This is a genomic window from Serratia ureilytica (genome assembly GCF_017309605.1).
Taxonomy (GTDB): Bacteria; Pseudomonadota; Gammaproteobacteria; order Enterobacterales; family Enterobacteriaceae; genus Serratia; species Serratia ureilytica.
In genome coordinates, this window is the sequence record NZ_CP071320.1 from 24879 (window position 1) to 47866 (window position 22988).

Annotated in this window: 25 protein-coding genes; 10 read left to right on the forward strand and 15 right to left on the reverse strand. The window is 59.3% G+C overall.

All coding sequences use genetic code 11. From position 1 onward, the window contains the following. Positions 1–350 precede the first annotated feature (350 nt). Complete coding sequence (locus J0X03_RS00115; protein WP_160204689.1) at positions 351–740, forward strand: hypothetical protein; 390 nt, start codon at positions 351–353, stop codon at positions 738–740. A 54-nt stretch (positions 741–794) separates the two neighbouring features. Here the strand turns inward: J0X03_RS00115 and J0X03_RS00120 are convergent, their stop codons facing one another. Further along, entirely contained in the window at positions 795–1658 is an 864-nt protein-coding gene (locus J0X03_RS00120) for a YicC/YloC family endoribonuclease (protein WP_033652259.1), read from the reverse strand. 126 nt (positions 1659–1784) lie between these two features. On the opposite strand from J0X03_RS00120, the gene rph reads away from it, so the two are divergent. Together rph and pyrE are read left to right on the forward strand one after the other, a co-directional pair. Next, on the forward strand, positions 1785–2501 hold the full coding sequence (gene rph, locus J0X03_RS00125) for a ribonuclease PH (protein ID WP_025160305.1): 717 nt from the start codon (positions 1785–1787) through the stop codon (positions 2499–2501). 96 nt (positions 2502–2597) lie between these two features. After that, positions 2598–3239: an orotate phosphoribosyltransferase gene (gene pyrE, locus J0X03_RS00130; RefSeq protein WP_004931204.1), complete on the forward strand. Its 642-nt coding sequence runs from the start codon at positions 2598–2600 to the stop codon at positions 3237–3239. A gap of 31 nt (positions 3240–3270) precedes the next feature. On the opposite strand, the gene slmA is transcribed toward pyrE, so the two are convergent. From slmA to coaBC, 3 genes are all read right to left on the reverse strand, one after another. Further along, on the reverse strand, positions 3271–3867 hold the full coding sequence (gene slmA, locus J0X03_RS00135) for a nucleoid occlusion factor SlmA (RefSeq protein WP_025304700.1): 597 nt from the start codon (positions 3865–3867) through the stop codon (positions 3271–3273). A gap of 251 nt (positions 3868–4118) precedes the next feature. Continuing rightward, positions 4119–4577 carry a dUTP diphosphatase gene (dut, locus tag J0X03_RS00140; RefSeq protein ID WP_016929680.1) on the reverse strand — a complete coding sequence of 153 codons (459 nt, stop codon included), beginning with the start codon at positions 4575–4577 and terminating at the stop codon, positions 4119–4121. Further along, on the reverse strand, positions 4555–5772 hold the full coding sequence (gene coaBC, locus J0X03_RS00145) for a bifunctional phosphopantothenoylcysteine decarboxylase/phosphopantothenate--cysteine ligase CoaBC (RefSeq protein WP_160880187.1): 1218 nt from the start codon (positions 5770–5772) through the stop codon (positions 4555–4557). Before coaBC ends, dut begins: the two co-directional genes overlap by 23 nt. A 183-nt stretch (positions 5773–5955) precedes the next feature. Here coaBC and radC point away from each other — a divergent pair, with 183 nt between their 5' ends. The 4 genes from radC to mutM all read left to right on the forward strand — a co-directional run bounded on the left by radC (position 5956) and on the right by mutM (position 8214). After that, positions 5956–6639, forward strand: coding sequence for a RadC family protein (gene radC, locus J0X03_RS00150; protein ID WP_016929682.1), 684 nt, complete (start codon positions 5956–5958; stop codon positions 6637–6639). Between the two features lie 262 nt (positions 6640–6901). Next, positions 6902–7138: a 50S ribosomal protein L28 gene (gene rpmB, locus J0X03_RS00155; RefSeq protein ID WP_004931195.1), complete on the forward strand. Its 237-nt coding sequence runs from the start codon at positions 6902–6904 to the stop codon at positions 7136–7138. An 11-nt stretch (positions 7139–7149) separates the two neighbouring features. Continuing rightward, complete coding sequence (gene rpmG, locus J0X03_RS00160; protein WP_002442576.1) at positions 7150–7317, forward strand: 50S ribosomal protein L33; 168 nt, start codon at positions 7150–7152, stop codon at positions 7315–7317. 81 nt (positions 7318–7398) lie between these two features. Further along, complete coding sequence (mutM, locus tag J0X03_RS00165; RefSeq protein ID WP_033645182.1) at positions 7399–8214, forward strand: bifunctional DNA-formamidopyrimidine glycosylase/DNA-(apurinic or apyrimidinic site) lyase; 816 nt, start codon at positions 7399–7401, stop codon at positions 8212–8214. 3 nt (positions 8215–8217) lie between these two features. On the opposite strand, the gene coaD is transcribed toward mutM, so the two are convergent. From coaD to waaA, 3 genes are read right to left on the reverse strand one after another with little or no spacing between them, the layout of a single operon-like run. Next, positions 8218–8703, reverse strand: coding sequence for a pantetheine-phosphate adenylyltransferase (gene coaD / locus J0X03_RS00170; RefSeq protein ID WP_033645183.1), 486 nt, complete (start codon positions 8701–8703; stop codon positions 8218–8220). Positions 8704–8706: 3 nt separating this feature from the next. Then, positions 8707–9480: a glycosyltransferase family 2 protein gene (locus J0X03_RS00175; RefSeq protein ID WP_033645184.1), complete on the reverse strand. Its 774-nt coding sequence runs from the start codon at positions 9478–9480 to the stop codon at positions 8707–8709. Next, positions 9481–10758 (reverse strand): lipid IV(A) 3-deoxy-D-manno-octulosonic acid transferase, encoded by a 1278-nt coding sequence (waaA, locus tag J0X03_RS00180; protein ID WP_019452200.1) that lies wholly within the window; start codon positions 10756–10758, stop codon positions 9481–9483. It abuts the gene before it with no gap. A 125-nt stretch (positions 10759–10883) separates the two neighbouring features. Here waaA and J0X03_RS00185 point away from each other — a divergent pair, with 125 nt between their 5' ends. Continuing rightward, positions 10884–11897, forward strand: coding sequence for a glycosyltransferase family 9 protein (locus J0X03_RS00185; RefSeq protein WP_033645185.1), 1014 nt, complete (start codon positions 10884–10886; stop codon positions 11895–11897). Between the two features lie 44 nt (positions 11898–11941). Here J0X03_RS00185 and J0X03_RS00190 read toward each other — a convergent pair whose 3' ends face one another. Genes J0X03_RS00190 through rfaQ form a run of 3 tightly spaced genes read right to left on the reverse strand, consistent with a single transcriptional unit; the run spans position 11942 to position 15251 of the window. Continuing rightward, complete coding sequence (locus tag J0X03_RS00190; protein WP_046687974.1) at positions 11942–13042, reverse strand: glycosyltransferase; 1101 nt, start codon at positions 13040–13042, stop codon at positions 11942–11944. A gap of 2 nt (positions 13043–13044) precedes the next feature. Then, positions 13045–14172 carry a glycosyltransferase family 4 protein gene (locus tag J0X03_RS00195; protein WP_046687973.1) on the reverse strand — a complete coding sequence of 376 codons (1128 nt, stop codon included), beginning with the start codon at positions 14170–14172 and terminating at the stop codon, positions 13045–13047. After that, complete coding sequence (gene rfaQ / locus J0X03_RS00200) at positions 14169–15251, reverse strand: putative lipopolysaccharide heptosyltransferase III (RefSeq protein ID WP_046687972.1); 1083 nt, start codon at positions 15249–15251, stop codon at positions 14169–14171. The genes J0X03_RS00195 and rfaQ overlap by 4 nt, the downstream gene beginning before the upstream one ends. 210 nt (positions 15252–15461) lie before the next feature. Here rfaQ and J0X03_RS00205 point away from each other — a divergent pair, with 210 nt between their 5' ends. Next, on the forward strand, positions 15462–16418 hold the full coding sequence (locus J0X03_RS00205; protein WP_033645189.1) for a polysaccharide deacetylase family protein: 957 nt from the start codon (positions 15462–15464) through the stop codon (positions 16416–16418). 8 nt (positions 16419–16426) lie between these two features. Next, a complete protein-coding gene (locus tag J0X03_RS00210) occupies positions 16427–17521 on the forward strand; it encodes a glycosyltransferase family 9 protein (RefSeq protein ID WP_047025858.1) in 1095 nt (364 codons plus the stop codon). Positions 17522–17557: 36 nt separating this feature from the next. Here the strand turns inward: J0X03_RS00210 and J0X03_RS00215 are convergent, their stop codons facing one another. The 5 genes from J0X03_RS00215 to rfaF are packed head-to-tail and all read right to left on the reverse strand — an operon-like array spanning position 17558 to position 22982. Next, on the reverse strand, positions 17558–18538 hold the full coding sequence (locus J0X03_RS00215; RefSeq protein ID WP_149542944.1) for a glycosyltransferase: 981 nt from the start codon (positions 18536–18538) through the stop codon (positions 17558–17560). After that, positions 18535–19776: an O-antigen ligase family protein gene (locus J0X03_RS00220; protein ID WP_122016976.1), complete on the reverse strand. Its 1242-nt coding sequence runs from the start codon at positions 19774–19776 to the stop codon at positions 18535–18537. The genes J0X03_RS00215 and J0X03_RS00220 overlap by 4 nt, the downstream gene beginning before the upstream one ends. A gap of 28 nt (positions 19777–19804) precedes the next feature. Then, positions 19805–20971, reverse strand: a complete 1167-nt coding sequence (locus J0X03_RS00225; protein WP_160204687.1) for a glycosyltransferase family 4 protein — start codon at positions 20969–20971, stop codon at positions 19805–19807. Next, positions 20968–21933: a lipopolysaccharide heptosyltransferase RfaC gene (gene rfaC / locus J0X03_RS00230; RefSeq protein ID WP_033645194.1), complete on the reverse strand. Its 966-nt coding sequence runs from the start codon at positions 21931–21933 to the stop codon at positions 20968–20970. Before rfaC ends, J0X03_RS00225 begins: the two co-directional genes overlap by 4 nt. 2 nt (positions 21934–21935) lie before the next feature. Beyond that, complete coding sequence (rfaF, locus tag J0X03_RS00235) at positions 21936–22982, reverse strand: ADP-heptose--LPS heptosyltransferase RfaF (protein ID WP_033645195.1); 1047 nt, start codon at positions 22980–22982, stop codon at positions 21936–21938. Positions 22983–22988 lie beyond the last annotated feature (6 nt).

Consider the following 22988-nt stretch of genomic DNA (forward strand, 5'->3'; position numbering starts at 1 on the left):
GGAAAAAAACATATTTAGCCACAGCATCGCCGTCCTTTCATTACCTTGCGTGATAATTAGAACAAAATACTTATGGCGTGCGGGATATCTTGCCGATTGTCATCCGCACGCGCTGCTCGGCAGTTTTTCATAAGCCCCCGAAGTGCCTTAGTGAGCCGTCTTCCATGATGCCTGCCGGCTCGCAGCCTGATGCAACCACCGTCCCGCACGTTCAGGCACCTGGAATCTGGCTCGCAATGGGCGATTTTTCATGGCGCAAAGCGTGGCTTTCTTGGCTGAGGAAGAGAAACATGTTTGGACAAGGCGCCGGTCGCGATCGGCGCGCATTTTATCGAACAAGGAGGCGAACGATGAATATCGGCACGTTGCTCAGGGCGCTGGCCAACGGCGTTAATCCCGACACCGGCGAGCTATTGAGACCGGCTTCAGCGGCCTGCGCGCCGGAGGCTATCCGCCTGCTGTTCGCGTTGGCCGACGAGTTTGACGGTGAATCTGAACTGCAGAAAAAAGCCAGGCTGACGCCGGAAGAAAAGCGGCAGAAGAATCTGGCCGAGGGCCGGCCGGCCAATGCCTACTTCCCTTGGTCGGAAGAAGAAAAACTGCGGCTGCGCGAGAGCCATGCAGCCGGGACGACGCTGGAGGCGCTGAGCGATGAGTTCGAGCGTTCAACCTGGAGCATTGCGGTGCAACTGCAGAAAATGGGGTTGATCGGTGAGGAACAGGCGGCCGCCTATCGCTGATCTATAGCCATAAAAAAGCCCGCGTGGCGCGGGCTTGATGGCGTGCGGAGCGGATCACTCGATGTTCTGGATCTGCTCGCGCATTTGCTCGATCAACACCTTCAGCTCGATGGCGGAGGCGGTGACGTCGGCATTGATTGACTTGGAGGCCAGGGTGTTCGATTCGCGGTTGAATTCCTGCATCATAAAGTCGAGGCGGCGGCCGACGGCTTCTTTCTTCTTCAGGATGTTGTGCGTCTCTTTCACGTGCGCTTCCAGGCGGTCCAGCTCTTCGGCGACGTCGATGCGCTGCGCCATCAGCACCAGCTCTTGCTCCAGGCGAGTGTTTTCCAGCTGCACCTGCGCCTCTTCGAGCTTGCTGACCAGGCGCTCGCGCTGCCATTGCAGGATGTTCGGCATCTGGGCGCGCACTTTGACCACTTCGGCGCTGACGCCGTCGAGGCGCTGTTCGATCAGCGTTTTCAGCGCGGCGCCTTCGCTTTCGCGTGCGACGATAAAGTCATCCAGCGCGCCGTCCAGCGCCTTCATCAGCTCGGCGCTGATGGCGTCCAGATCCTGCTCCTGCGCGGACATCACGCCCGGCCAGCGCAGCACGTCGATCGGGTTGATTTCCCCTTCGTCGCTCTGCATTTTCACCCAGTTGGCGGCTTCGACCAGCTGTTTGGCCAGTTTTTCGTTCAGGATCAGCGAGCTTTGCGCGCTTGGATCCAGTTCGAAACGCAGGTTGCATTCGACTTTGCCGCGGGTCAGGCGGCCACGGATACGTTCACGGATCACCGGCTCCAGGCTGCGGAATTGCTCCGGCAGGCGGATGTAGGTTTCTAAGTAGCGCTGGTTAACGGAACGCAGCTCCCAGGCTGCGCTGCCCCATTCACCCTTGATTTCACGCCGGGCGTAGGCGGTCATGCTGCGGATCATTGATGCGTACCCGTAATAGGAAAAGATGGGGCGATTATAGCGTCGTGGCTGCGGGCAGGATAGGCATTACGTCACGAAGCCCGTATAATGCGCAGCCAATAGTTGATTTGAAGCCGGAGAGAGCCCATGCGTCCTGCAGGCAGAGCACCACAGCAAGTTCGCCCCCTGACACTGACCCGTCACTATACCAAACACGCTGAAGGTTCAGTGCTGGTTGAGTTTGGCGATACCAAAGTCTTGTGCACCGCCACGGTAGAAGAGGGCGTTCCGCGCTTCCTGAAAGGCCAGGGGCAAGGTTGGATCACCGCCGAGTACGGCATGCTGCCGCGCTCCACCCACAGCCGCAACGCCCGTGAAGCCGCCAAAGGCAAACAGGGTGGCCGCACGCTGGAGATCCAGCGCCTGATCGCCCGTTCGCTGCGCGCCGCGGTGGATCTGAAAAAGCTCGGTGAATTCACCATCACTCTCGACTGCGACGTACTGCAGGCCGACGGCGGTACCCGCACCGCTTCCATCTCCGGCGCCTGCGTGGCGCTGGCCGATGCGCTGAACACCCTGGTGGCCAACGGTAAGCTGAAAGCCAATCCGATGAAGGGCATGGTGGCGGCGGTTTCCGTCGGCATCGTCAACGGCGAAGCGCTGTGCGATCTGGAGTATGTGGAAGATTCCGCGGCGGAAACCGACATGAACGTGGTGATGATGGAAGACGGCCGCATGATTGAAGTGCAGGGCACCGCCGAAGGCGAGCCGTTCAGCCACGATGAGCTGTTGGCGCTATTGGCGCTGGCCCGAGGAGGCATCGAAACCATCTTCCAGGCGCAGAAAGCGGCGCTGGCGGACTAATTTTTCAAGGCGACTGAGAAGTCGCCTTTTTTATGCCCGCCGATCGGGCGGCAGTAATGACAAGACCCAAGCAGATTCAGACGAGGAGAAGCAGTAATGAAAGCCTATCAGCGCCAGTTTATCGAGTTCGCGCTTAACAAGCAGGTATTGAAATTCGGCGAGTTCACCCTGAAATCCGGCCGCACCAGCCCGTATTTCTTCAACGCCGGCCTGTTTAATACCGGGCGCGATCTTGCGCTGTTGGGGCGCTTCTATGCCGAAGCCCTGATGGATTCCGGCATCGATTTCGATCTGCTGTTTGGCCCGGCCTATAAAGGCATTCCTATCGCCACTACCACGGCGGTTGCGCTGGCGGAACACCATGAGCGCGACGTGCCTTACTGCTTTAACCGCAAGGAAGCCAAGACCCACGGCGAGGGCGGTTCGCTGGTGGGCAGCCCGCTGCAGGGCCGCGTGATGCTGGTGGACGATGTGATCACCGCCGGTACCGCGATCCGTGAGTCGATGGAAATCATCGGCGCCAGCGGCGCTTCGTTGGCGGGCGTGCTGATCTCCCTCGACCGTCAGGAACGCGGCCGCGCGGATATCTCAGCCATTCAGGAAGTGGAACGCGACTATCACTGCAAGGTGATTTCGATCGTGACGCTGAAGGACCTGATCGCTTATCTGGAAGAGAAACCGGAAATGGCGGACCACCTGGCGGCGGTGCGCGCTTACCGCGAGCAGTACGGGGTATAAATAAAAACGCCGGGCATGCCCGGCGTTTTCGTTATTGCAGCTGTGCCGCCAATAGCGGCCAGCGGGCGTCGAATTCCTGCGTTGGACGATAGCGGAATTCCGAACGCACATAGCGCGACAACATGCCTTCGCAGAAGGCCAGCAGTTGGCTGGCCAACAGCGTTTCATCGACGATGAAGCCTTTGCCTTCGCGCAATTTGCGCTCTTTCAGCACCTGACGCAGCTGCGCCTCGATACGTTCGAACAGCTGGTTGATGCGGCCCTGCAGGCGATCCTGTTCAAACATCAGCGCGTGGCCGGTCATGATGCGCGTCAGCCCCGGGTTACGTTCCGCAAAGCCCAGAATCAGCAGTAAAATCAGGCGCAGACGATTAAACGTCTCTTTCTCGTCCTGCAAGATCAGGTTGATGCGGGTGATCAGGCTGTCTTCGATAAACTCGATCAGACTGTCGAACATCCGTGTCTTGCTGGGGAAATGCCGGTACAGCGCAGCTTCAGAAACACCCACGTTTGCGGCGAGCTTGGCGGTGGTAATGCGCTGGCTGCCGTCGCTGGATTCCAGCATCTGGGCTAACGCCTGCAATATTTCCTCGCGCCGATTCCTTTTCGTATTTTCTTTTTCTGCCATGTCTGATTAGACCCTTGCTAAAACTTAACTGACGGAAACCCGGGCACCGGCCGCTGCAGAGCAGGCTCTGTGCGGCTTATGTGATAGCTTTTTTACGATGCTGGGGTCAGCGGCCTTCACGGCCTTTTTCCGCGCTGCCTGGTGTGCGCTGCAATTGTCGCGGTAAAACCTTGCCGCAGAGACATCCTTCTCCCCGGAAAGGCAAGGTTCAGGCGACGTTTCCCTGCCGGCCATCGTGCATTGGGTGGCGCTTAGTGGCGCCCCGAGTGGCCGAAGCCGCCTTCGCCGCGCTCGCTACTGTCGAACTCTTCCACCAGGTTGAATTCGGCCTGCACCACCGGCACGAAGACCATCTGCGCGATGCGTTCGCCCGGCTCGATGGTGAAGTGCTTCTGGCCGCGGTTCCAAACGGACACCATCAGCTGGCCCTGGTAATCGGAGTCGATCAGGCCGACCAGATTGCCCAGCACGACGCCGTGCTTATGGCCCAGGCCTGAGCGCGGCAGGATCACCGCCGCCAGGCCGGCGTCGGCGATATGGATCGCGAGACCGGTAGGCAGCAGCGTGGTTTCACCCGGCGCCAGCTCCACCGCGCTGTCCAGGCAGGCGCGCAGGTCGAGACCGGCGGAGCCCGGAGTGGCGTAGGTCGGTAGCGGGAAATCCTGACCGATGCGCGGGTCGAGGATCTTAACGTCGATTTTTTTCATCATAACGGCTGACTATCTCGTCTATTAAACGTTGGCCAAGGAGTGCCTTGTCGCTCAGCGCCAGGCGTTTCTCTCCATCCTGCCAAAAAAGGTGCAGGGCATTGGTGTCGCTGTTGAACCCGTGCTCTGCGAGCGATACATCGTTAGCGCAAATCAAATCCAGCTTCTTACGCGCCAGTTTTTGCCGCGCGTATTCTTCCACATTCTGGGTTTCGGCGGCAAACCCCACGACAAACGGTCGATTTTTGGTCATCGCCGCCACGCCGGCGACGATATCGGGGTTTTTTACCATCTTGAGGACGATTTCATCACCCTGTTTTTTTATTTTTTCATCGGCGATCCGCTCGGGACGGTAGTCGGCTACGGCGGCGCAGGAGATGAAAATCTGCTGCTGAGCGGCGCGCTGTTGCACCGCCTGTTCCATCTCCAGCGCGCTGGTGATGTCCACGCGTGTGACCTTCGGCGGCGTCGGCAGGCTCACCGGCCCGGCGATCAGCGTCACCTGCGCGCCGCGGGCGGCGGCGGCGCGGGCGATGGCGAAGCCCATTTTGCCGGAGCTGTGATTGCTGATGAAGCGTACCGGATCCAGCGCTTCGCGCGTCGGGCCGGCGGTGATCATAACCTGCAAATGTTGCAGATCCTGCGGGGCGGAGAAATGACCGTTCGCCAGCTCGACGATGTCCAGCGGATCCAGCATGCGGCCCGGGCCGACGTCGCCGCAGGCCTGGCTGCCGCTGTCCGGCCCCCAGAGCAGCATGCCGCGCGCCTGCAGCGTTTGCAGGTTGGCCTGCGTGGCGGCGGCGCGATACATCTGCTGGTTCATGGCGGGGGCGGCGGCGATAGGGGCGTCGGTCGCCAGGCAGACGGTAGTCAGCAGATCGTTGGCCATGCCGGCGGCGACGCGCGCCAGCAGATCGGCGGTCGCCGGCGCCAGAATCACCAGATCCGCCCATTTGCCGAGTTCGATGTGGCCCATGGCGGCTTCGGCGGCGGGATCCAACAGATCGTCGGACACCGGGTGGCCGGAAACGGCCTGCAGCGTCAGCGGCGTAATGAACGCCTTGGCGGCGTGGGTCATCACCACGCGCACTTCCGCGCCCCTGTCGCGCAGGCGGCGCACCAGCTCTGGGCATTTGTAGGCGGCGATGCCGCCGCTGATGCCAAGCACAATATGTTTGCCGGAAAGTCCCGTCATCATCATTGTCCGATTGAAAGCCGAAAGATGCGCCATTTTAGCATATCCGCCGTTCAGGTGAGCGATTCCGCAATGGCTGCAGGGCGTTACATTGTGCTTTGCGAAACACTTCGCAATGTTATCAAACACCTGTCGAACGCGCCGGGGGGCGCATGGCATGCTGTAGCCCTTTCAGGGAGGAACACGATGAGCAACCCGACTGTGGCGTGCTGGCCGGGCGCGCTGGCGCCGCGTGAAAAGCTGTTGATGCAGGGGGCCGCGGCGCTGTCCGACGCAGAGCTGTTGGCCATTTTCTTGCGCACCGGGTTGCCCGGCGTGCACGTAATGCAGCTGGCGGAGCAGCTGCTGCGCCGATTCGGCTCGCTTTACCATCTGATGTCGGCCGATCATCAGGCGTTTTGCAGTCAAAAAGGCCTGGGCGACGCCAGCTATACGCAGCTGCAGGCGATTGCCGAGCTGGCGCTTCGCTTCTTTTCCAGCCATCTCTCGCAGGAAAACGCCATGCTTAACCCGCGCGTCACCCAGCATTATCTGCAAAGCCTGCTGGCGCATCGTGAGCGAGAGGTCTTTTTGGTATTGTTTTTAGACAATCAGCATCGGGTTATTCGCCATCAGGAGATGTTTGCTGGTACCATCAGCAGCGTCGTCGTCTACCCGAGAGAAATTGTGCGTGAAGCGTTGAAGGCTAATGCCGCCGCGCTGATTCTCGCGCATAATCACCCCTCGGGTAAGGCTGAACCCAGTCATGCCGACCGTTTGATAACTGAACAGGTGGTGAAAGCCTGCCAGTTATTGGAGATCCGAGTGCTCGATCATTTGGTGATCGGTCGGGGTGAATGCGTCTCTTTTGCCGAGCGCGGATGGCTTTAAGCGATTTTTTCGCGATCCTTGTGGGATCTTTAGCTGTTCGGGACTTGAGCACTTACGCTTCAGAGCGTATACTACGCCACCTTTGAGAATCTTGGGTTTGGCGCAAGAGCCTATCTCAGCAGGTTTCTGACCTGATGTGTGGTTTCTACCTGATGACGAGAGTCTCCTCAGTATGAAGTTTGCTGAGATGGGCTCTAAAAGCCTGACGAGGCGGCCATACCCTATACGAAGCTCGAGCTGATTTGATTTTTGGAGAATAGACATGTCCCGAGTCTGCCAAGTTACTGGCAAGCGCCCGGTGAGCGGTAACAACCGTTCCCACGCAATGAACGCGACCAAACGCCGTTTTCTGCCTAACCTGCACTCACACCGTTTTTGGGTTGAGGCTGAGAAGCGCTTTGTAACTCTGCGTGTATCTGCTAAAGGTATGCGTGTTATCGATAAGAAGGGTATTGAGACGGTTCTGGCCGATCTGCGTGCCCGTGGTGAGAAGTATTAAGGAACTGAATCATGGCTAAAGGTGTTCGCGAGAAGATCAAGCTGGTTTCTTCTGCTGGTACTGGTCACTTCTATACCACCACGAAGAACAAGCGTACTAAGCCGGAAAAATTGGAACTGAAGAAATTCGATCCAGTTGTCCGTCAGCACGTAGTATACAAAGAAGCTAAAATTAAATAATTTTAGTGGATTAATGAAAAACCCGGCCTTGGCCGGGTTTTTTGTTTTATAAAGGGTAGAAAACATCGGAGGGGAAGCCAGATGCCTGAATTACCGGAAGTTGAGACGAGCAGACGCGGTATAGAGCCTTATCTTGTCGGCCACAGCATTCAGTATGCGGTGGTGCGCAACGCGCGCCTGCGCTGGCCGGTTTCCGAGCAGATCCTGACGTTGAGCGATCAGCCGGTGCTCAGCGTGCAGCGTCGGGCCAAATACCTGCTGATTGAGCTGGAGCGCGGTTGGATTATCGTGCATCTGGGCATGTCGGGCAGCCTGCGCATGCTGCGTGAGGAAAACGAAGACGAAGCCGGCAAACACGACCACGTCGATCTGGTGATCAACAACGGTATGATCCTGCGCTATACCGATCCGCGCCGCTTCGGCGCCTGGCTGTGGTGCGAAGACCTGGCGACCAGCAGCGTGTTGTCGCATCTGGGGCCGGAACCGCTGAGTGAGGCGTTCAACGGCGACTACCTGTATGAAAAATCACGTAATAAGCGCACGCTGATCAAACCGTGGCTGATGGATAATAAGCTGGTGGTCGGGGTCGGTAACATTTACGCCAGTGAATCGCTGTTCAGCGCCGGGATCCTGCCCGATCGTCCGGCGGGATCCTTGACCAAAGCCGAAGCGGCGCTGTTGGCGAAGACCATCAAGGCGGTGTTGCAACGCTCCATCGAGCAGGGCGGCACCACATTGCGCGACTTTTTGCAGTCGGACGGCAAACCGGGGTACTTCGCGCAGGAGCTGCAGGTTTACGGGCGGGCGGGAGAACCGTGCCGCACATGCGGCACGCCGATTGAATCCGCCAAGCACGGGCAGCGCAGCACCTTCTTTTGCCGACGCTGCCAGCGCTGAGCATCACGCGGCGGCGAGCTTCGCCATCAGCGCCTGAGTGACCACATCGGGCAGGAAAGGCGCGATATCGCCGCCGTGGCGGGCGACCTCCTTCACCAGTGAGGAGGAGATGAACGACCACTCTTCGGAAGGCATCAGGAACACGCTTTCCAGCGTCGGCATCAAATGGCGGTTCATGTTCGCCAGCTGCAGTTCGTACTCAAAGTCAGACACCGCCCGCAGGCCGCGCACCAGGATATTGGCATTCTGGTGAGCGGCGAAATGCGCCATCAGCTCGCTGAAGCCCAGTACCTCCACATTGTCCAGATGCGAGGTGACCTGCGTCGCCAGCGCCACACGCTCATCCAGGCTGAACAGCGGCTTTTTGCTCGGGCTGGCGGCGATGGCCAGAATCACGTGATCGAACATCAGCGACGCGCGCGTCACTAAATCCAGGTGGCCGTTGGTCATGGGATCGAACGTCCCGGGATAGATGGCTTTGCTGGTCATGATTCATTTCTCTGAGTAGTTGCGGCCCAATGCCCATAATGCGGCATATTTATTGAAGGTATATTGCGCGTTGACCACCGCTAACAGCAACCCCTGTTTACCGTCGAGGAAGCCGGCCCGCAGCAGCCAGGTTTTGACGAAGGCGCCGAGCGTGTGGGTCAGGATGGACAGATAGCCGCAACGCTTGCCGGCCCGGTGGCGCTGTGTGGCCCATTCTTCGGCATAGCGCAGCTGTTTGCGCTGAAAGGCGAAGAAGTCGCGGCAGGTCAGGTGCAGCATATCGCCGCTGAGGGGGATGACTTTGGCGTCGCCGATGTTCAGCGACTCGTGCACCAGATCGTCGTTATAGCGATAGCGTGAATTGGCGTACAGGCGGTTGACGCGGTCGGGATACCAGCCGCTGTGGCGCATGAAGCGGCCAAGGAACAGGTTGCGCCGCGCGCAGCTGTAAACGGCGCCGTCGTCCGGCGCGTTCAACACCCGCTCGATGGATTGCCGCAGTTCGGGGGTGACGCGTTCGTCGGCGTCGATCATCAATACGTAGTCATGGCTGGCGTAGCTTTGCGCCAGCTGGCGCTGCTTGCCGAATCCTTGCCAGTCGGTGTGCGTGAAGACTTTGGCGCCCAGACTTTCGGCGACGGCGACGCTGTCGTCCTCGCTGCCGGAGTCCAGCACGATGATTTCATCGGCCCAGGCGACAGAGCGCAGGCAGTCCGGCAACAGCCCGGCTTCGTTTTTGGCGATCATCACCACCGACAGGCTTTTGCGGCTGCTCATTCAGTGACTCCGGGGCGGCAGGTGCGGTTCCAGCAGCTGCAGCAGGCGCTGCAACGCTCCCTGATTCTGATACAACACTTCCACCGCATGGCGGCCGTAGTAACGGCGGTAGTCTTCGTCGGTTAACAGGGTTTCCACTTCCTTTACCAGCGAATCCACGTCGGTCACGGTGATCAGGCCTTCGGCCTGCGAAAGCTTGGCGCAGATGTCTTTAAAGTTGAAGGTGTGCGGGCCCATCAGCACCGGGATGGCGTGGGCGGCGGCTTCCAGCGGGTTATGCCCGCCACGTTCCACCAGGCTGCCGCCGACAAAGGCCAGATCGGCGATGCCGTACAGCAGCATGAGTTCGCCCATGGTATCGCCGATCACCACCTGGGTGCTGCCGGACGGGATTTCGCCGCTGCTGCGCAGGGTGTAGCTGAAGCCGGCCTTCTGTACCAGTTCCTTGGCGGTCGGGAAGCGTTCCGGGTGACGCGGCACCAGGATCAGCAGCAGGTCGGGGTGTTTTTCCAGCAGCTTGCGGTGCGCTTCGAGCAGGATGGTTTCTTCGCCTTCATGGGTGCTGGTGGCGATCCACACCGGGCGGCGCGGCGCCCATTGGCGGCGCAGCGTAACGGCGCGGGCGGCCAGTTCCGGGGTGACGGAGATATCGAATTTCAGGCTGCCGGTAACGGCCAGCTGCGAGCGTTTCAGGCCCAGTTCGATAAAACGATCGCCGTCTTCCTGGTTCTGTGCGGCGATCAGCGTAATGCGGCGCAGCATATCGCGCATGAATCCGCCAATTTTCTTATAGCCGGCGGCGGATCGCGCCGACAGGCGCGCATTGGCGATCACCAGGGGGATTTGCCGCTGATGCAGTGCGTTGATCAGGTTAGGCCATAGCTCGGTTTCCATGATGATCACCAGCTTGGGATTCACCTGGTCGAGGAAGCGGTTCATGGAACCGGGCAGATCGTAGGGCAGATAGACATGATGCACGTCTTTGCCGAAAGCGGACTGGACGCGTTCTGAACCTGTCGGGGTCATTGTGGTCACAGTTATCGGCAAAGCGGGGTAACGATGGCGCAGCGCCCGCACCAGCGGGATGGCCGCCAGCGTTTCGCCGACGGAGACGGAATGCAGCATAATGCCGCCCGGCACGACTTTCCCGGCGCAGAAGCCATAGCGTTCCGCCCAGCGTTTACGGTAGGCTGGAGCTTTGCGGCTGCGCAGCAGTAAGCGGAGCCAGATCAGGGGTTGGATGAGGTAGAGTAGTACCTGATATAAACGCAGCAACATTCTATCAATTTCATTTATATGGGTTATTCGGAATAGTACCATAACTGGAAGGGAAAGGCGCTAATTTGGTAACCTTGGGTGTCAGTTTCAGACAACCGGCGAGCGATTTCGCCGATAGGCTCGGAATGAAGAATATTTTAATTATTCGCCGCGACAACATCGGCGATCTTGTTTGCACCACGCCTCTGATTGAAGGGGTGAAAATTGCCTATCCAGACGCAAAAGTTTATCTGCTGATCAATAAAGTCAGCCAGGACGTTGTTAAAAACAACCCTCATCTCGAGAAAGTCTTTGTCTATAAAAAGGCCAAGCACAAGGCGAAAAATGAAACGACGTTGGGCGTTTATTTCGAACGTCTGATGATCTTCCTGAAGCTGCGAAAAATAAAGTTCGATGCGGTCATTCTGGCCAACCCGGTGCCTTGCAAATACAGCTTGCGTTTAGCGAAAATGGCCGGCGCCACCCATATCATCGGCGCCGATTTGGGCACGAAAGATATTCAGCGCCCGTTCCGCAAGGACGATTTCCGCGGTCTACATCAGGTCGAACACACCTACAGCTATTTATCGGCGATAACCGATCAAGCCATTCCGATCCCGCCGGTGCGGGTATTCCTGACGCCGGAAGAGCGGCAGCTGGCGGCGCAGCGGCTGCAGGAACGCCTGCCATCGGTCGAACGGGTTTGCGCCGTGCATATCAGCAGCCGTAGCCCGAAAAGGCGCTGGCCGGTTGAACGCTATGCCGAAATCATCAACCGCCTGACCGCCGATCCCCGCACCGGCGTGCTGATCTTCTGGTCGCCGCAGGGCACGCTGGCGCCGGACGACATCGGCGATCAGCAGCGCGCAGAACAGCTGTTGGCGCTGTGCCAAAACGAACGCGTCGCGCTTTATCCGACGGCCTCGGTGCGCGAGCTGTTGGGCGGGTTCGATTTATGCGATCGGGTGCTGTGCAGCGACGGCGGGCAGATGCATCTTGCCGCCGCGCTGAATAAGGATATGGTGGTGTTCTTTGGCGATACCGATAAAACGTCCTGGCATCCATGGACCGGCCGTCATCATATTTTGCAGAGTGAGTCGGGGCACTGTGAAGATGTTTCTGTCGATGAGGTTTGGCAGAAAATGCAGGCGCTAAGCTAGCGAAGAAAATAAGGCAGGCATCACCTGCCTTATTTATTAATTTATTATTTTTCTTTCAGCTCAATATATTGACGGCAAATAGGCTCCAGCCCATAGCTCAGCAATGGCTGTTGATTTATCTGCGGTGGGTTGGCGTAAATTTCCGCCATTTTTTCTGCCAGCGACGCTTCGTTTAATTCCGCCAACGCGTTAGCCATGCCGGCTTTTTCCAGAATTTCCGCAGGGCCGCCCGGACAGCGGGTGCTGACCACCGGCGTGCCGCACAACAGCGATTCTACCAGCACATTGCCAAACCCTTCGCTATCGGAGCTGAGCACCAACAGCGAGGCATGGCGGATAAACGGATAGGGATTGGCCTGGAAGCCGAGGAACAGCACGCGCTCTGCGATCCCCAAGTCTGCCGCCAGACGCTTGACCTCGGCGACGCGGGCGTCATCCCCGGTGCCGATCAAAGCCAGCGGCGCCTGAATGCCGGATTGCGCATAGGCTTTCAGCAGGCGGTCATGCCGCTTGGTGGCGTGAAAGCGGCCGACGTGCACCAGATAGTCCTGACCGGCCAGTTCGCAAGGTGCCGCCGCCTGTTGCCGGATGGCGTCGATGTCGAACGGGTTATTGATGACCGCCAGCCGACGTGGGCGGATCGGCAAATTCTGCTGCAGATCGCCGCCGACCGCCTGTGAAACGGCGACGATATTTCTCCCCTGGTAAACGTTGGCGATTTTACGTTGCTTGAGCCAGCGATCCAGGCCTTTGCGGTGGCCGAGGTAGGAAGTGGAGAGAATGCCGTGAATGCAGAACCACAGGCGATCCGAAGCCAGCCGCTTGCTGCGGCTGACGATGCGATCGGTTTTGTGCAGGTTGGAGAACACCAGATCGAACGCGCCGTGTTGGCGCTCGTGTTCGGCTACCGCCCGATCCAGCGCGGCGGCGCGGCGCGACAGCTCGGTCAGCTTGCGCCAGGGGGCACGGCTGCGATCGGCCACCACCTGATAATCAATGCCTGACGGGATAGGGTAATTGCAGACGTCACGCAGCGAGATCAGACTGACGTCATGCCCCTGTTGCTGCATGCCTTGGCACAGGGTCAGCACCACTTTTTCCGCGCCGCCTCCCGGCAGGCCATCGATGATCATCAGAATACGCATAGCTAATCCAGTAACCGGTTATAGAGGGAAATGAGCTGTTCGGAGAGATGCGCCGGCGTAGCCGTCATAATGCGCAATCTTGCCGCTTCGCCCATGGAGGATCCCAGCGCCTGGCGCGGCAGCGCCCGAATGGCTTCTGTGATGGCCGGCACGTCGAGCGCGTCGGTCACGAAGCCGTTCTGGCCCGGGGTGATAAACTCGGCGCCGCCGCAGGTGGTGCTGGTGATAACCGGCAGGCCGCAGGACATCGCTTCCAGAATCACATTCGGGAACGGATCGTACAGCGTCGGCAGCAGCAGCGCATCCGCGGCTTGATAGAACGGCAGAGTCTGCTTCTGCACGCCCATAAAGTGAATGCGATCGCCGCAGCCCAGCGACTGCGCCAGCGCCCGGTAACGCTTTTCGGCTTTGTCTTTACCGACCACCAAGAGGTGGCTGTTGGTCGCCGCCACGGCGCGGATGGCGGCGGCCAGCCCTTTGCGCTCGAAACCGGAGCCGACGAAGATCAGGCAGTGCGCCTGTTGCGGGATCTGATATTGCTCACGCAGGCGTCGGCGCTGGGCCTCGTCGGCGGGCAGGAACTTTTGATTGTCGATGGCGTTATAGATCACCGTGATTTTGTCGGCGGGCACGCCAAAGTCGGCGATGATTTCCCGTTTGATCATTTCGGCGTTGCAGATGACGGCTTTCAGCTCCGGTGCGGCGTACATGGCGCGCTCGGCGCACATCACATAGCGGTGATAACGGTTGGAAAACAGCCACTTGCGGCGCCACTCGGGCAGCAGCCGCGCGCGTTGCAGCAGCCAGCGGCGGTGTACGCCGTCGCCGGCGCGGTAGATATCGCAGCCGGGAATGCGCTCATGGCTTTGCACCAGATCGAAGCGCTCTTTCTGCCACAGCGCCCTGGCCGCCACGGCGAAGCCCCGTTCGCGACTGATGCGGCCTAGTTTCAACGGGTTACACAGGTGGATATGCCAGTTGGGATTGGCGTCACCCTGCCATTCGCGGGTGATGACGTTCAGATCGAGATCCTGTTGTTCCAGCGCTTCCAGGGCGCGGGAAACGAAACGTTCGGCTCCGCCGTCCGGGCGGTATTTTTGGCGAACGATCGCCAAACGAAATGCTTTCATGCCAGCGTGCTCCGCGCGGCTGCAATCACCGCGTCTGTAGGAATAAGGTCGAGATACCGTTCGTCGGTGCCGGTATCAATGGCGTCCGGATCGGGTAGTTCGCCGAAGTCGCCGGCCCAGATCACGGCGCCGGTAGCCTGCCATGGCCGCCAGAAAGTCAGCTTGGAAGGGCCGAACAGCGCCACGCACGGCGTTTGCAGCGCGGCGGCCATGTGCATCGGCACCGAATCCACGCCGATAAACAGCTTGGCGTGGTCGATCAGGGCGGCCAGCTGGCGCAGCGTCAGCTGGCCGGCCAACGAGATCACGCCCTGCGGCGGGCAGAGCGCCAAAATGCGCTCGACCATGGCTTTTTCTCTGGCGTCGGGGCCGGAGGTGATCACCAGCTGGTGGCCGTCGGCCTGCAAGGCGGTGAGGGTGGCGGCCATTTTCTCTTCGCTCCAGCATTTGAAGAACCAGCGCGAGGTGGGCTGCACCACAATATAACTGCCGGCGACGCCCTGTTTCTGCAACCGTTGCTCACAAGCCTGCCAATCTTGTGGCTCATAACTCATGGTCACATGTTCGCTGAGCGCGGGCAGGTTCAGCGGCGCCAGCAGCGAGAGATTTTGTTCGACGGTATGCAGGTGGGCGTGATTGTCGACCGGCACCAGCTGCGTGTGGCAGTGGCGCCACAGGAAGCCGCGGCGTTTAGGGAAATCGAAGCCCAGACGGATGCGCGCGCCGGTCAGGCGCGTGATAATGGCGCTGCGCCACTGATCGGCCAGGTTGACTACCAGATCGTAGCGCTGCGCCTTCAGACGACGCAGCAGCGCCAGCTCGTGCCCCAGATGCGCGCGGGCGCCCTGTTTTTTCCATTGGCGGTCGATGGCGAACAGCGTCGACAATTCCGGATTACTGGCCAGCATCTCCTGCGTTTCCTGATACAGCAGCACATCGATCTGCGCCTGCGGGTAGTGTTGCCGCAGGCTGCTGATGACCGGCGTGACCAGCAGCATATCGCCGTGATGGCGCAGTTTTATGATCAAAATACGCTGTACGGATGGGGCGGAAGTTGGGGCTGGCGCGTCGTTCATCATGAGTCGCTTTCTGGGAAACCAATCTTTGATTCTAAATGACCCGATCGCATGTGGCTACTGTTGCACGGTTTTCTTGCCGGGCCGCAAAAAAATCGCCGAGCCGGGGACGAATGCGCTTCAACGTTGTCCAAACCAGGCAGCAAAGTCGTTTGCCCTGGCGAAACGGGCTGCGTAACATAGCGTATTCTGTTGATATCAGGTTCGATATTCATGACTAAACCGGCGTTTCTCATCACCATTGATACCGAAGGCGATAATCTGTGGCAAAACCACGATCGCATCGCGACCGAAAACACGCGTTTCTTGCCGCGCTTTCAGGCGCTGTGCGAGAAATATGCCTTCAAGCCGGTTTATCTCACCAACTATGAAATGGCGATGGATCCGGCTTACGTCGAGTTCGCGCGTGACGTGATCGCCCGCGGTGCCGGTGAAGTCGGCATGCATCTGCACGCCTGGAACAGCCCGCCGCTGACGCCGCTCACCGATGACGACTGGCGCCACAAGCCTTATTTGATCGAGTATCCCGCCGATCAGATACGCGCCAAAGTCGACCACATGACCAAACTGCTGGAGGACGCCTTCCAGACCAAAATGCTCAGCCATCGCGCCGGCCGTTGGGCGTTCAACGAATACTATGCCTCACTGCTGCTGGAATACGGCTATCAGGTGGATTGTTCGGTCACGCCGCGGGTCAACTGGCAGTTTTCGCCGGGCAACCCGCAGGGCAACGGCGGTACCGATTACAGCCGGTTCCCGTCGCAGGCCTATTTCATCGATCCGCAGAACATCGCCAAGCCGGGCGCTTCGTCGCTGCTGGAAGTGCCGATGAGCATCCAGTACAAGCATTCGGCGCTGATGAATGCGTTCAAGCAGGGCTATGATCGGCTGCGCGGCAAGCGGCGTTCGCCGTCCGTCAACTGGCTGCGGCCGAGTGGCGGCAACGTGGCCAAGATGATAAGCGTGGCCGAGACGTCGTTGGCGCAGGGGCATGACTACGTCGAGTTTATGCTGCACTCCTCCGAGTTTATGCCGGGCGGCAGCCCGACGTTCAAAACCGAGCAGGATATCGAAGTGCTGTACCGCGATCTGGAGCAGCTGTTTGACTGGCTGCAGCAGCGCACGGTGGGCATGACGCTGGCCGAGTATTATCAACTTAAAGCGAACTAAGCACGCACATGTCGAAGAAATGGAAAATTAAGGTTGCCGACTGGTTTTTGCGGCGCTATACGGCGAAGTACGGCCGTTTTCAGGACAAGGCGACGTTCGACGGCGCCCAGCAGTTTGACAATATCGTCATCTATTCCACCACGGCGTTGGGCGACTTCATGTTCAACACGCCGGCATTGAGGGCGATGAGGGAACGCTATCCCAACGCGCACATCACGCTGGTGGTGCACAAGAAAAACCGCGAACTGGTGGAGAACGGCCGCTATTACGATCGCGTGGTGTATTGGGACAGCAAGATCAAGACGATACGCCCATTGCTGAAATCGCTGCGCGAACATCAGCCGGATTTGGCGCTGATCCTGCACTCTCACCTGCCTTATGACATCATCAGCGCCATCATGGCGGGGGCAAAGTACATCATCAGGGATAACTACAGCTCGGGTATTTGCGGGCTGGAACCTTGGTTAACCAACTATATCTTCCATTATTACGGCCATTTCGTGCGCCGCAAACTGGAGCTGATTTCCATTTTGGGCTGCCGTAGCGACGATCCGACGATGGAAATTCCCGTGGACTATCAGCGCGGCGTCAAAAGCAGCGACCATCCCACCATCGGTTTTCAACTGGGGGCATCGACGGAGTCGCGTTGCTGGCCGGTGTCGCACTATGCGCGCCTGGCCGATGAGCTGGTGGCGAAGCACCCCAATGTGCGCATCGTGCTGATTGGCGCACCGCTTGACGACGGCAAGGCCCAGCAGTTTATGAGCCTGATCGGCCCGCAAACGCAGGCCTGCGTGGATAATCAGATCGGTAAAACGGGGCTGCAAGGCTTGCTGACGTTGCTCGACAGTTTCCATGTTCTGGTCACCGGCGACACCGGGCCGCTGCATCTGGCGGTGGCGTTGAAGGTGAAAACCATCAGCCTGTTCGTGACCGCCGATTCACGCTCCACCGGGCCGATTCAGGATCCTGAACTGCACCGCATCATTCAGGTGTCGCGCACCGGCTATACGATGCCGCTGGAGGCGGAAAGCCCGATGGGGGTCATTCAGCCGCAGCGGATTTATGACGAACTGGTCGCGCACGTGCCTTTAGCGCGCTAGAGGTGCGGCGACGCATCGGCCGCCAGGCCGATGCGGTTAGCGTGGTTTGCGCCCGCGCAGCTTCGAAAGAAAGGTATCCACTCGCGCATAGCGCATCTGGCGGACTTTTTTGCCCGGCACGTCGCTGTTGCGGCAGACAGCGGCGGCGCGGCGCAGAATTTGCAGCGTTGCCGGCGCGTAATGATAATAACCGTACACCGCCTTCGACATGCTTTTCACCTCGGAAAAGCAGTTGGCCAGCATCAGGGCGGCCAACCGGCGCAGCGGCTCATCCCCAGGATGCTGCGCCACAAAGCGCAGCATCTTCTCCATGGCGAACAGCAAATCTTCAATATCTTTAGGTTTGATATTGCGGGTGATGCCCTGGCTGTTATCCCGGTAGAAATAGAGTTCGCAGTCAAGATGGGCGATGCGGCGAGTTTTGAAATACTGAAAAGGCGTGAAAATCACGTCTTCATAACGCCTGCCGTCTTCGAACGTTTCCCCTGCCAGCAGCGTGCGCTTATATACCCGGCTCCAGAGATGCCACATCGAGCGTGCGAACAGCGGTTGCAGGCTGCCCAGCCCCAACGAGGAAAAGTCGTAGGCTGCGGGCTGCGTCGCGCGGTTCTCGGGTTTCGGCGGTTGTTCGGTGAACTTCTGATAATTAAAATCGATCAGGTCATATTCATCGGCGATCAGCAGGGGCCGCAGGATCGCCAGATAGTCGTCGCTCAGCAGATCGTCGCCGTCGAGAAAGGTGACGTAGCGGCCGGCGGCATGCTGCAGGCCGACATTGCGGGCGTGCGCAATGCCGCCGTTGGCCTGTGAAATAAAAGCCACGTGCGGATGCTGCCGCTGCGCCAGATACCGGCTGACCAGCGCCCCTGACGCATCGGTAGAGCCATCGTCGATGATGACCACCTCAATCTCATCAGAAATCTGCGTAAATAACGAATCCAGCGCAGCGATGACGAACGCTTCGTTATTGTAAAACGGCACGATAACGCTGAGCAGCGGTGGCTGATGAGTTTTCACGCGGTCTGCTCCTGGGCGAAAGGCGGTTTCGCCACGGAGAGCACCCCAGCGATCAGCGCCAGACAGAACATGACGGTGCCTTCCGTGCTGAAGAAGATGACGTCGCTAAGACCGTAAACGAACAGGCTGGCGCTCACGCTCAGCAGCAGCGCGTTGCGCTGCGGCCGGAATGAAGAGAAGAACAGGCCGATATACAGCGCCAGCAACAGCAACGCCCCCCAGACCCCCTTGAGCGAATAGGTTTCCAGCAGCTCGTTATGCAGATGCACGTTGATGTAAGGCATGACGCCAGACAGGCGAGGTTGCTGCGCGACGATGGCGCGGATCTCTTCACCGCGCTGCTCGGCGGATTGACCCCAAGGAGCTTGTGAGCCGGTGCGCCATGCCAGCGTTTGCATCGACAGTCGGGAAATGATCGAGTTTTCAGTCTGTGGCTGATCCATCAGACGCATGTCGGTCTCAAAGGCCTGAATGCGTTCTTCTATCTGCGGTTTGAACACCAGGCCGCAGGCTACGAGCAGCAGCGGTACCGAGGCCATCAACGCGAGCTTGTGTTTCCTGGAAACCAGATGCTTGGTCGCCAGCAGCGACAGACAAATCGCCACCGGGTAAACCAGCATCGCCGCGCGGGTGCCGGTCAGCACCAACGCAGAGAAGGAAAGCAGGAACGCCGCAATGTACAGCACCAGGCGGTAGCGGGTGCGCAGCATCAGGATGGCTTGCATCATCACCAGATCGATGGCGGTCATCAGATAGGCAGCGACCGTGGCGCGATCGAAGTTAAGCTCCACGCGAGGAATATCCAGCCGCAATCCCTGATAGAGAGAATAGCCGTTGATCGCCAGGCCGGTAACGAGGGCCACGACGATCAGTAGGCGCTGCACGCACAGCCGCTCATTGAGCGCAATCAGCAAGATGAAAGCGGTTGCGAGCTGCAGTTTGCCGGTCGACATATAAGAGCGATAAATGTTGATGTACTCACCCGGCTGTTTGAAGTGATGCATCCACAGGATGGTGCCCATGCCGACGCAGAACATCAGCGCGGGCAACAGCAGATTTTTAACGTTGCTGAAGTAGTAGCGCGGATACAGGCAAACGGCGATAAAGGCGATGTAGCTGGAAACGTAAAACAGATTGCGTCCGGTCGCGGAACCGAAAGGAATGGTGCAAAAAGCGATGGCGCATCCCAGATAAATCAAATAACTGAAGGCAGGGTGCGGCGTTTTTTGTTTTAGCATCGGGCGTGTTTTCCGGCTCACGTGTTGATTAAACGATGAAGGATCGCAGCGTGTCGTCAAACTCAGCTTTGAACTGAGCATAGTTGAAATGTTCAGCAGGATAGCGCTGCGCGTTTCGGCTCAACGTCTGGTAGGTTTCGCCCGCCAGCAATGCCTCAACGGCATCCGCACAGTCGATATGCGACAACAGCTTGGGCGACACCAGGCTGTCGGTTAACGGATCGTAGACTTCATGCGGGAAGTCGACCTCGATATCGGTGAGCTGCCGGTGTTGTTCGATGGTGACCGACGGAACCAGGCCAATGCCGCAGACGCCGTCTTTCACCGCTTCCGGCTGGCCGTCAACCTGCGGGAAGATGACCGGCACGCCGAAATAGAGCGATTCCATGCAGGACAAGCCGAACGGCTCGGTGATCGGCGTGCTCATGTAGATGTGCGTGCGATTGAAGAAGCCGGCGACGTCATCCTGATAACCGCTGAAAGTGATGCGGTCGCCGAGCTGAAGCCGAGTCGCCAGCGCCTCGAACGCCGCGCGATCCGGCCCTTTGCCGGCCACTTCCAGCGTGACGTCATGCCCGCGCCGCCGCAGCTCCTGCATCATCAATAATGAAACGCTGATGCCTTTCAGGCTGACCAGGCGTGAGGCCGTGCCGATCCTGACCGGTTGCGACAGCGTTTTCGGCGCAGTGTCGATCCCCGCCGGCGTCTTGATGCGGTTGATCACCACGTGATTGGGGCAAGGCAGATTAAAGCGCAGCTCCATCACCCGCTTCGACGCGTGTGAGGCGGAAATCACGCCGTCCAGCATGGCGAAGAAACGTAGCGTCTTTTGATTTTTCGGGTAGCGCCAGGAGCAGCCGTGATCGTAGTAAACCAGCTTGCCGCGCTTGGGTTTGGCTGCCAGCCCCGGCACCAGATCCCAGACGATCACCACGTCGGCGTTGGCCCGCTCGATTTTCCACTTCAACAGAAATTTTCGCAGGAACTGCGGGCAGCGCAGCGGCAGTGCATTGATCAGGCGGTTGGCGAAGGTGACGGGCTGATGCGCAGGCAACTGGCGGCGGATCTCTTCGCCAATGTCGCCGCTGATGCACAAGACCTGGTTGCTGCCGTCGGTGGTATCGTTGATGTACTGCAGGAACAGGCGCTCGACGCCGCCCATTTTACCCAGGTTGATAATATGCAGTTTTTTCATGCTATAACCTTTTGCAACGCCTGCCATGCCGTATCGGCGTCGATTGTCGCCATGCTTTTTTCCGGCGAAATCAGCGAGTGCTGATTTTGCCCATAGCCGCCGATCAGGCCGGGATCGGTTGGCCCGAACAGCGTGATGTTCGGTCTGTCGAGCGCGGCGGTCAGATGACTTAGCCCGGTGTCGACCGAGACCACGCCCCTGGCGCCCGCCAGCACGTCAGCCACCTGCTGCAGGCTGAGCTTCGGCAGCACCTCGACATGTGGGAAACCTTCCGCCAACCGCAGCGCGCGCTGATGTTCATGCTCCGCCCCCCAGGGCAGTTTGATCTTCAGCCCGCTGTCGGCCGTCAGCGCGATCAGCTCGCGCCAGTTCTGCTCCGGCCAATGCTTGTCGTCGCGGGTCGTAGCGTGCAAAAACACCAGATATTGACCGGCATCGACCGGCGGCTGGCTGAGAAAACGCGCGGCGATGGCATAGTCGCCGTAGCTGCCCGGTTTATCGTAGCCGAGGCTTTTGGCGAACAGCTCGCGCGTGCGTTCCACCGCGTGCTGCCGTTTGTCTATCTCATGGCGCACGTTGTAGAACCAGCTGGCGAACGGTTCGCGCGCGCTTTTGCAGTCCGGGCCATGTTTGTTGCCCTTGGCGACGCGCGTGATCAGCGCGGCGCTTTTCATCAGGCCCTGCGCGTCGATCACCACGTCGTAACGGCGTTCTTGCAGCGCGCGCTTGAAGTCGCAGCGCTGCTGTCGGGTGTCGCTGCCGAACCAGTTTTTGCGCCAGCGGCGAATGGCCACCGGGATCACGCGATCCACCGCCGGGTGCCAGGTGGGGATTTGGCTGAAACCTTCTTCCACTACCCAGTCGAAGCGGATATCGGGAATGGCCTGCAGCGCATCGGTCAGGGCGGGCAGCGTATGCAGCACGTCTCCCATCGAGGACGTTTTTACGATTAACACCTGCATGACTATTCCTCGCTGGCGACAAGCAACGGCGTCAGCGCATCCAACACTTGCTGCGGCTGAATATCGATCAAACTTTGGTGATACCCCTGTTCGGCATCGCCCTTACGCACCTTGTGGTAGCCGCTGATCAAGCGAATCACCCGCGCCTTGTCGGAGAGCGGCGGCGTGAAGTCGGGGCTGCTTGGGCCGTACAAGGCTATCAGCGGTTTGTTCAACGCTGCGGCAACGTGCATTAAACCGGAGTCGTTGCTGACCACCGCCCGGCAGGCCGCGATCAGGATCACCGCCTGCTCCAGCTGGGTTTTTCCGGCCAGATTAAGGCAGAAATCGCGCGCGTCGTCCTGCAACGCGGCGCGGATCTGTTCGCCGGCCTCATGGTCTTTTGCCGAACCGAACAGCGCGATTTGATAGCCGCTCTCGATCAGCCGTTGAGCCAGCGCCGCGTAGTGATAGTGCGGCCAGCGCTTGGCGGGGCCGAACTCCGCGCCTGGGCAGAAGCCGACGATCGGGCGGCTGTCGGTCAGGTTGAAGGCTGAGGTGGTTTCGGCGATCTCTTCGTCGCTCACCCGCAGCTGCGGCCACAGCAGCGGCTGCGGCAGATCGTCGGCGCGCTGAACGCGGCCTTTGTCATAGGCCAGCGCCACATAGCGCTGCACCATCAGCGGGAAAGCCGCCTTGTCGAGCACGCGCACGTCGTTCAGCAGGCCGTAGCGCATTTCGCCCCGCCAGCCGGTGCGCTGCGGGATATCGGCGAAGAAAGGCACCAGCGCGGATTTGAACGAGTTGGGCAGAACGTAAGCGCGATCGTAACGGTTGGCGCGCAGAGCGCGCCCCAGGCGGCGGCGTTCGCCGAGCCCCAGCGCGCCGTGGCCCAGCGGCATCGCCAGCGCCTGATTGACTTCCGGCATGCGCGCCAGCAACGGGCGGCACCAGGCCGGCGCCATCACATCGATCTCCGCCGTCGGATATTCGGCCTTCAGGGTGCGATAGAGACTTTGCGACATCATCATGTCGCCAACCCAAGAAGGGCCGATAACCAGTATTTTCATACCCAG

Coding starts and splice junctions, on each gene's coding strand:
- J0X03_RS00115 (WP_160204689.1), top strand. CDS start 351: ATGAATATCGGCACGTTGCTCAGGGCGCTGGCCAACGGCGTTAATCCC.
- J0X03_RS00120 (WP_033652259.1), bottom strand. CDS start 1,658: ATGATCCGCAGCATGACCGCCTACGCCCGGCGTGAAATCAAGGGTGAA.
- rph (WP_025160305.1), top strand. CDS start 1,785: ATGCGTCCTGCAGGCAGAGCACCACAGCAAGTTCGCCCCCTGACACTG.
- pyrE (WP_004931204.1), top strand. CDS start 2,598: ATGAAAGCCTATCAGCGCCAGTTTATCGAGTTCGCGCTTAACAAGCAG.
- slmA (WP_025304700.1), bottom strand. CDS start 3,867: ATGGCAGAAAAAGAAAATACGAAAAGGAATCGGCGCGAGGAAATATTG.
- dut (WP_016929680.1), bottom strand. CDS start 4,577: ATGATGAAAAAAATCGACGTTAAGATCCTCGACCCGCGCATCGGTCAG.
- coaBC (WP_160880187.1), bottom strand. CDS start 5,772: ATGATGACGGGACTTTCCGGCAAACATATTGTGCTTGGCATCAGCGGC.
- radC (WP_016929682.1), top strand. CDS start 5,956: ATGAGCAACCCGACTGTGGCGTGCTGGCCGGGCGCGCTGGCGCCGCGT.
- rpmB (WP_004931195.1), top strand. CDS start 6,902: ATGTCCCGAGTCTGCCAAGTTACTGGCAAGCGCCCGGTGAGCGGTAAC.
- rpmG (WP_002442576.1), top strand. CDS start 7,150: ATGGCTAAAGGTGTTCGCGAGAAGATCAAGCTGGTTTCTTCTGCTGGT.
- mutM (WP_033645182.1), top strand. CDS start 7,399: ATGCCTGAATTACCGGAAGTTGAGACGAGCAGACGCGGTATAGAGCCT.
- coaD (WP_033645183.1), bottom strand. CDS start 8,703: ATGACCAGCAAAGCCATCTATCCCGGGACGTTCGATCCCATGACCAAC.
- J0X03_RS00175 (WP_033645184.1), bottom strand. CDS start 9,480: ATGAGCAGCCGCAAAAGCCTGTCGGTGGTGATGATCGCCAAAAACGAA.
- waaA (WP_019452200.1), bottom strand. CDS start 10,758: ATGTTGCTGCGTTTATATCAGGTACTACTCTACCTCATCCAACCCCTG.
- J0X03_RS00185 (WP_033645185.1), top strand. CDS start 10,884: ATGAAGAATATTTTAATTATTCGCCGCGACAACATCGGCGATCTTGTT.
- J0X03_RS00190 (WP_046687974.1), bottom strand. CDS start 13,042: ATGCGTATTCTGATGATCATCGATGGCCTGCCGGGAGGCGGCGCGGAA.
- J0X03_RS00195 (WP_046687973.1), bottom strand. CDS start 14,172: ATGAAAGCATTTCGTTTGGCGATCGTTCGCCAAAAATACCGCCCGGAC.
- rfaQ (WP_046687972.1), bottom strand. CDS start 15,251: ATGATGAACGACGCGCCAGCCCCAACTTCCGCCCCATCCGTACAGCGT.
- J0X03_RS00205 (WP_033645189.1), top strand. CDS start 15,462: ATGACTAAACCGGCGTTTCTCATCACCATTGATACCGAAGGCGATAAT.
- J0X03_RS00210 (WP_047025858.1), top strand. CDS start 16,427: ATGTCGAAGAAATGGAAAATTAAGGTTGCCGACTGGTTTTTGCGGCGC.
- J0X03_RS00220 (WP_122016976.1), bottom strand. CDS start 19,776: ATGCTAAAACAAAAAACGCCGCACCCTGCCTTCAGTTATTTGATTTAT.
- J0X03_RS00225 (WP_160204687.1), bottom strand. CDS start 20,971: ATGAAAAAACTGCATATTATCAACCTGGGTAAAATGGGCGGCGTCGAG.
- rfaC (WP_033645194.1), bottom strand. CDS start 21,933: ATGCAGGTGTTAATCGTAAAAACGTCCTCGATGGGAGACGTGCTGCAT.
- rfaF (WP_033645195.1), bottom strand. CDS start 22,982: ATGAAAATACTGGTTATCGGCCCTTCTTGGGTTGGCGACATGATGATG.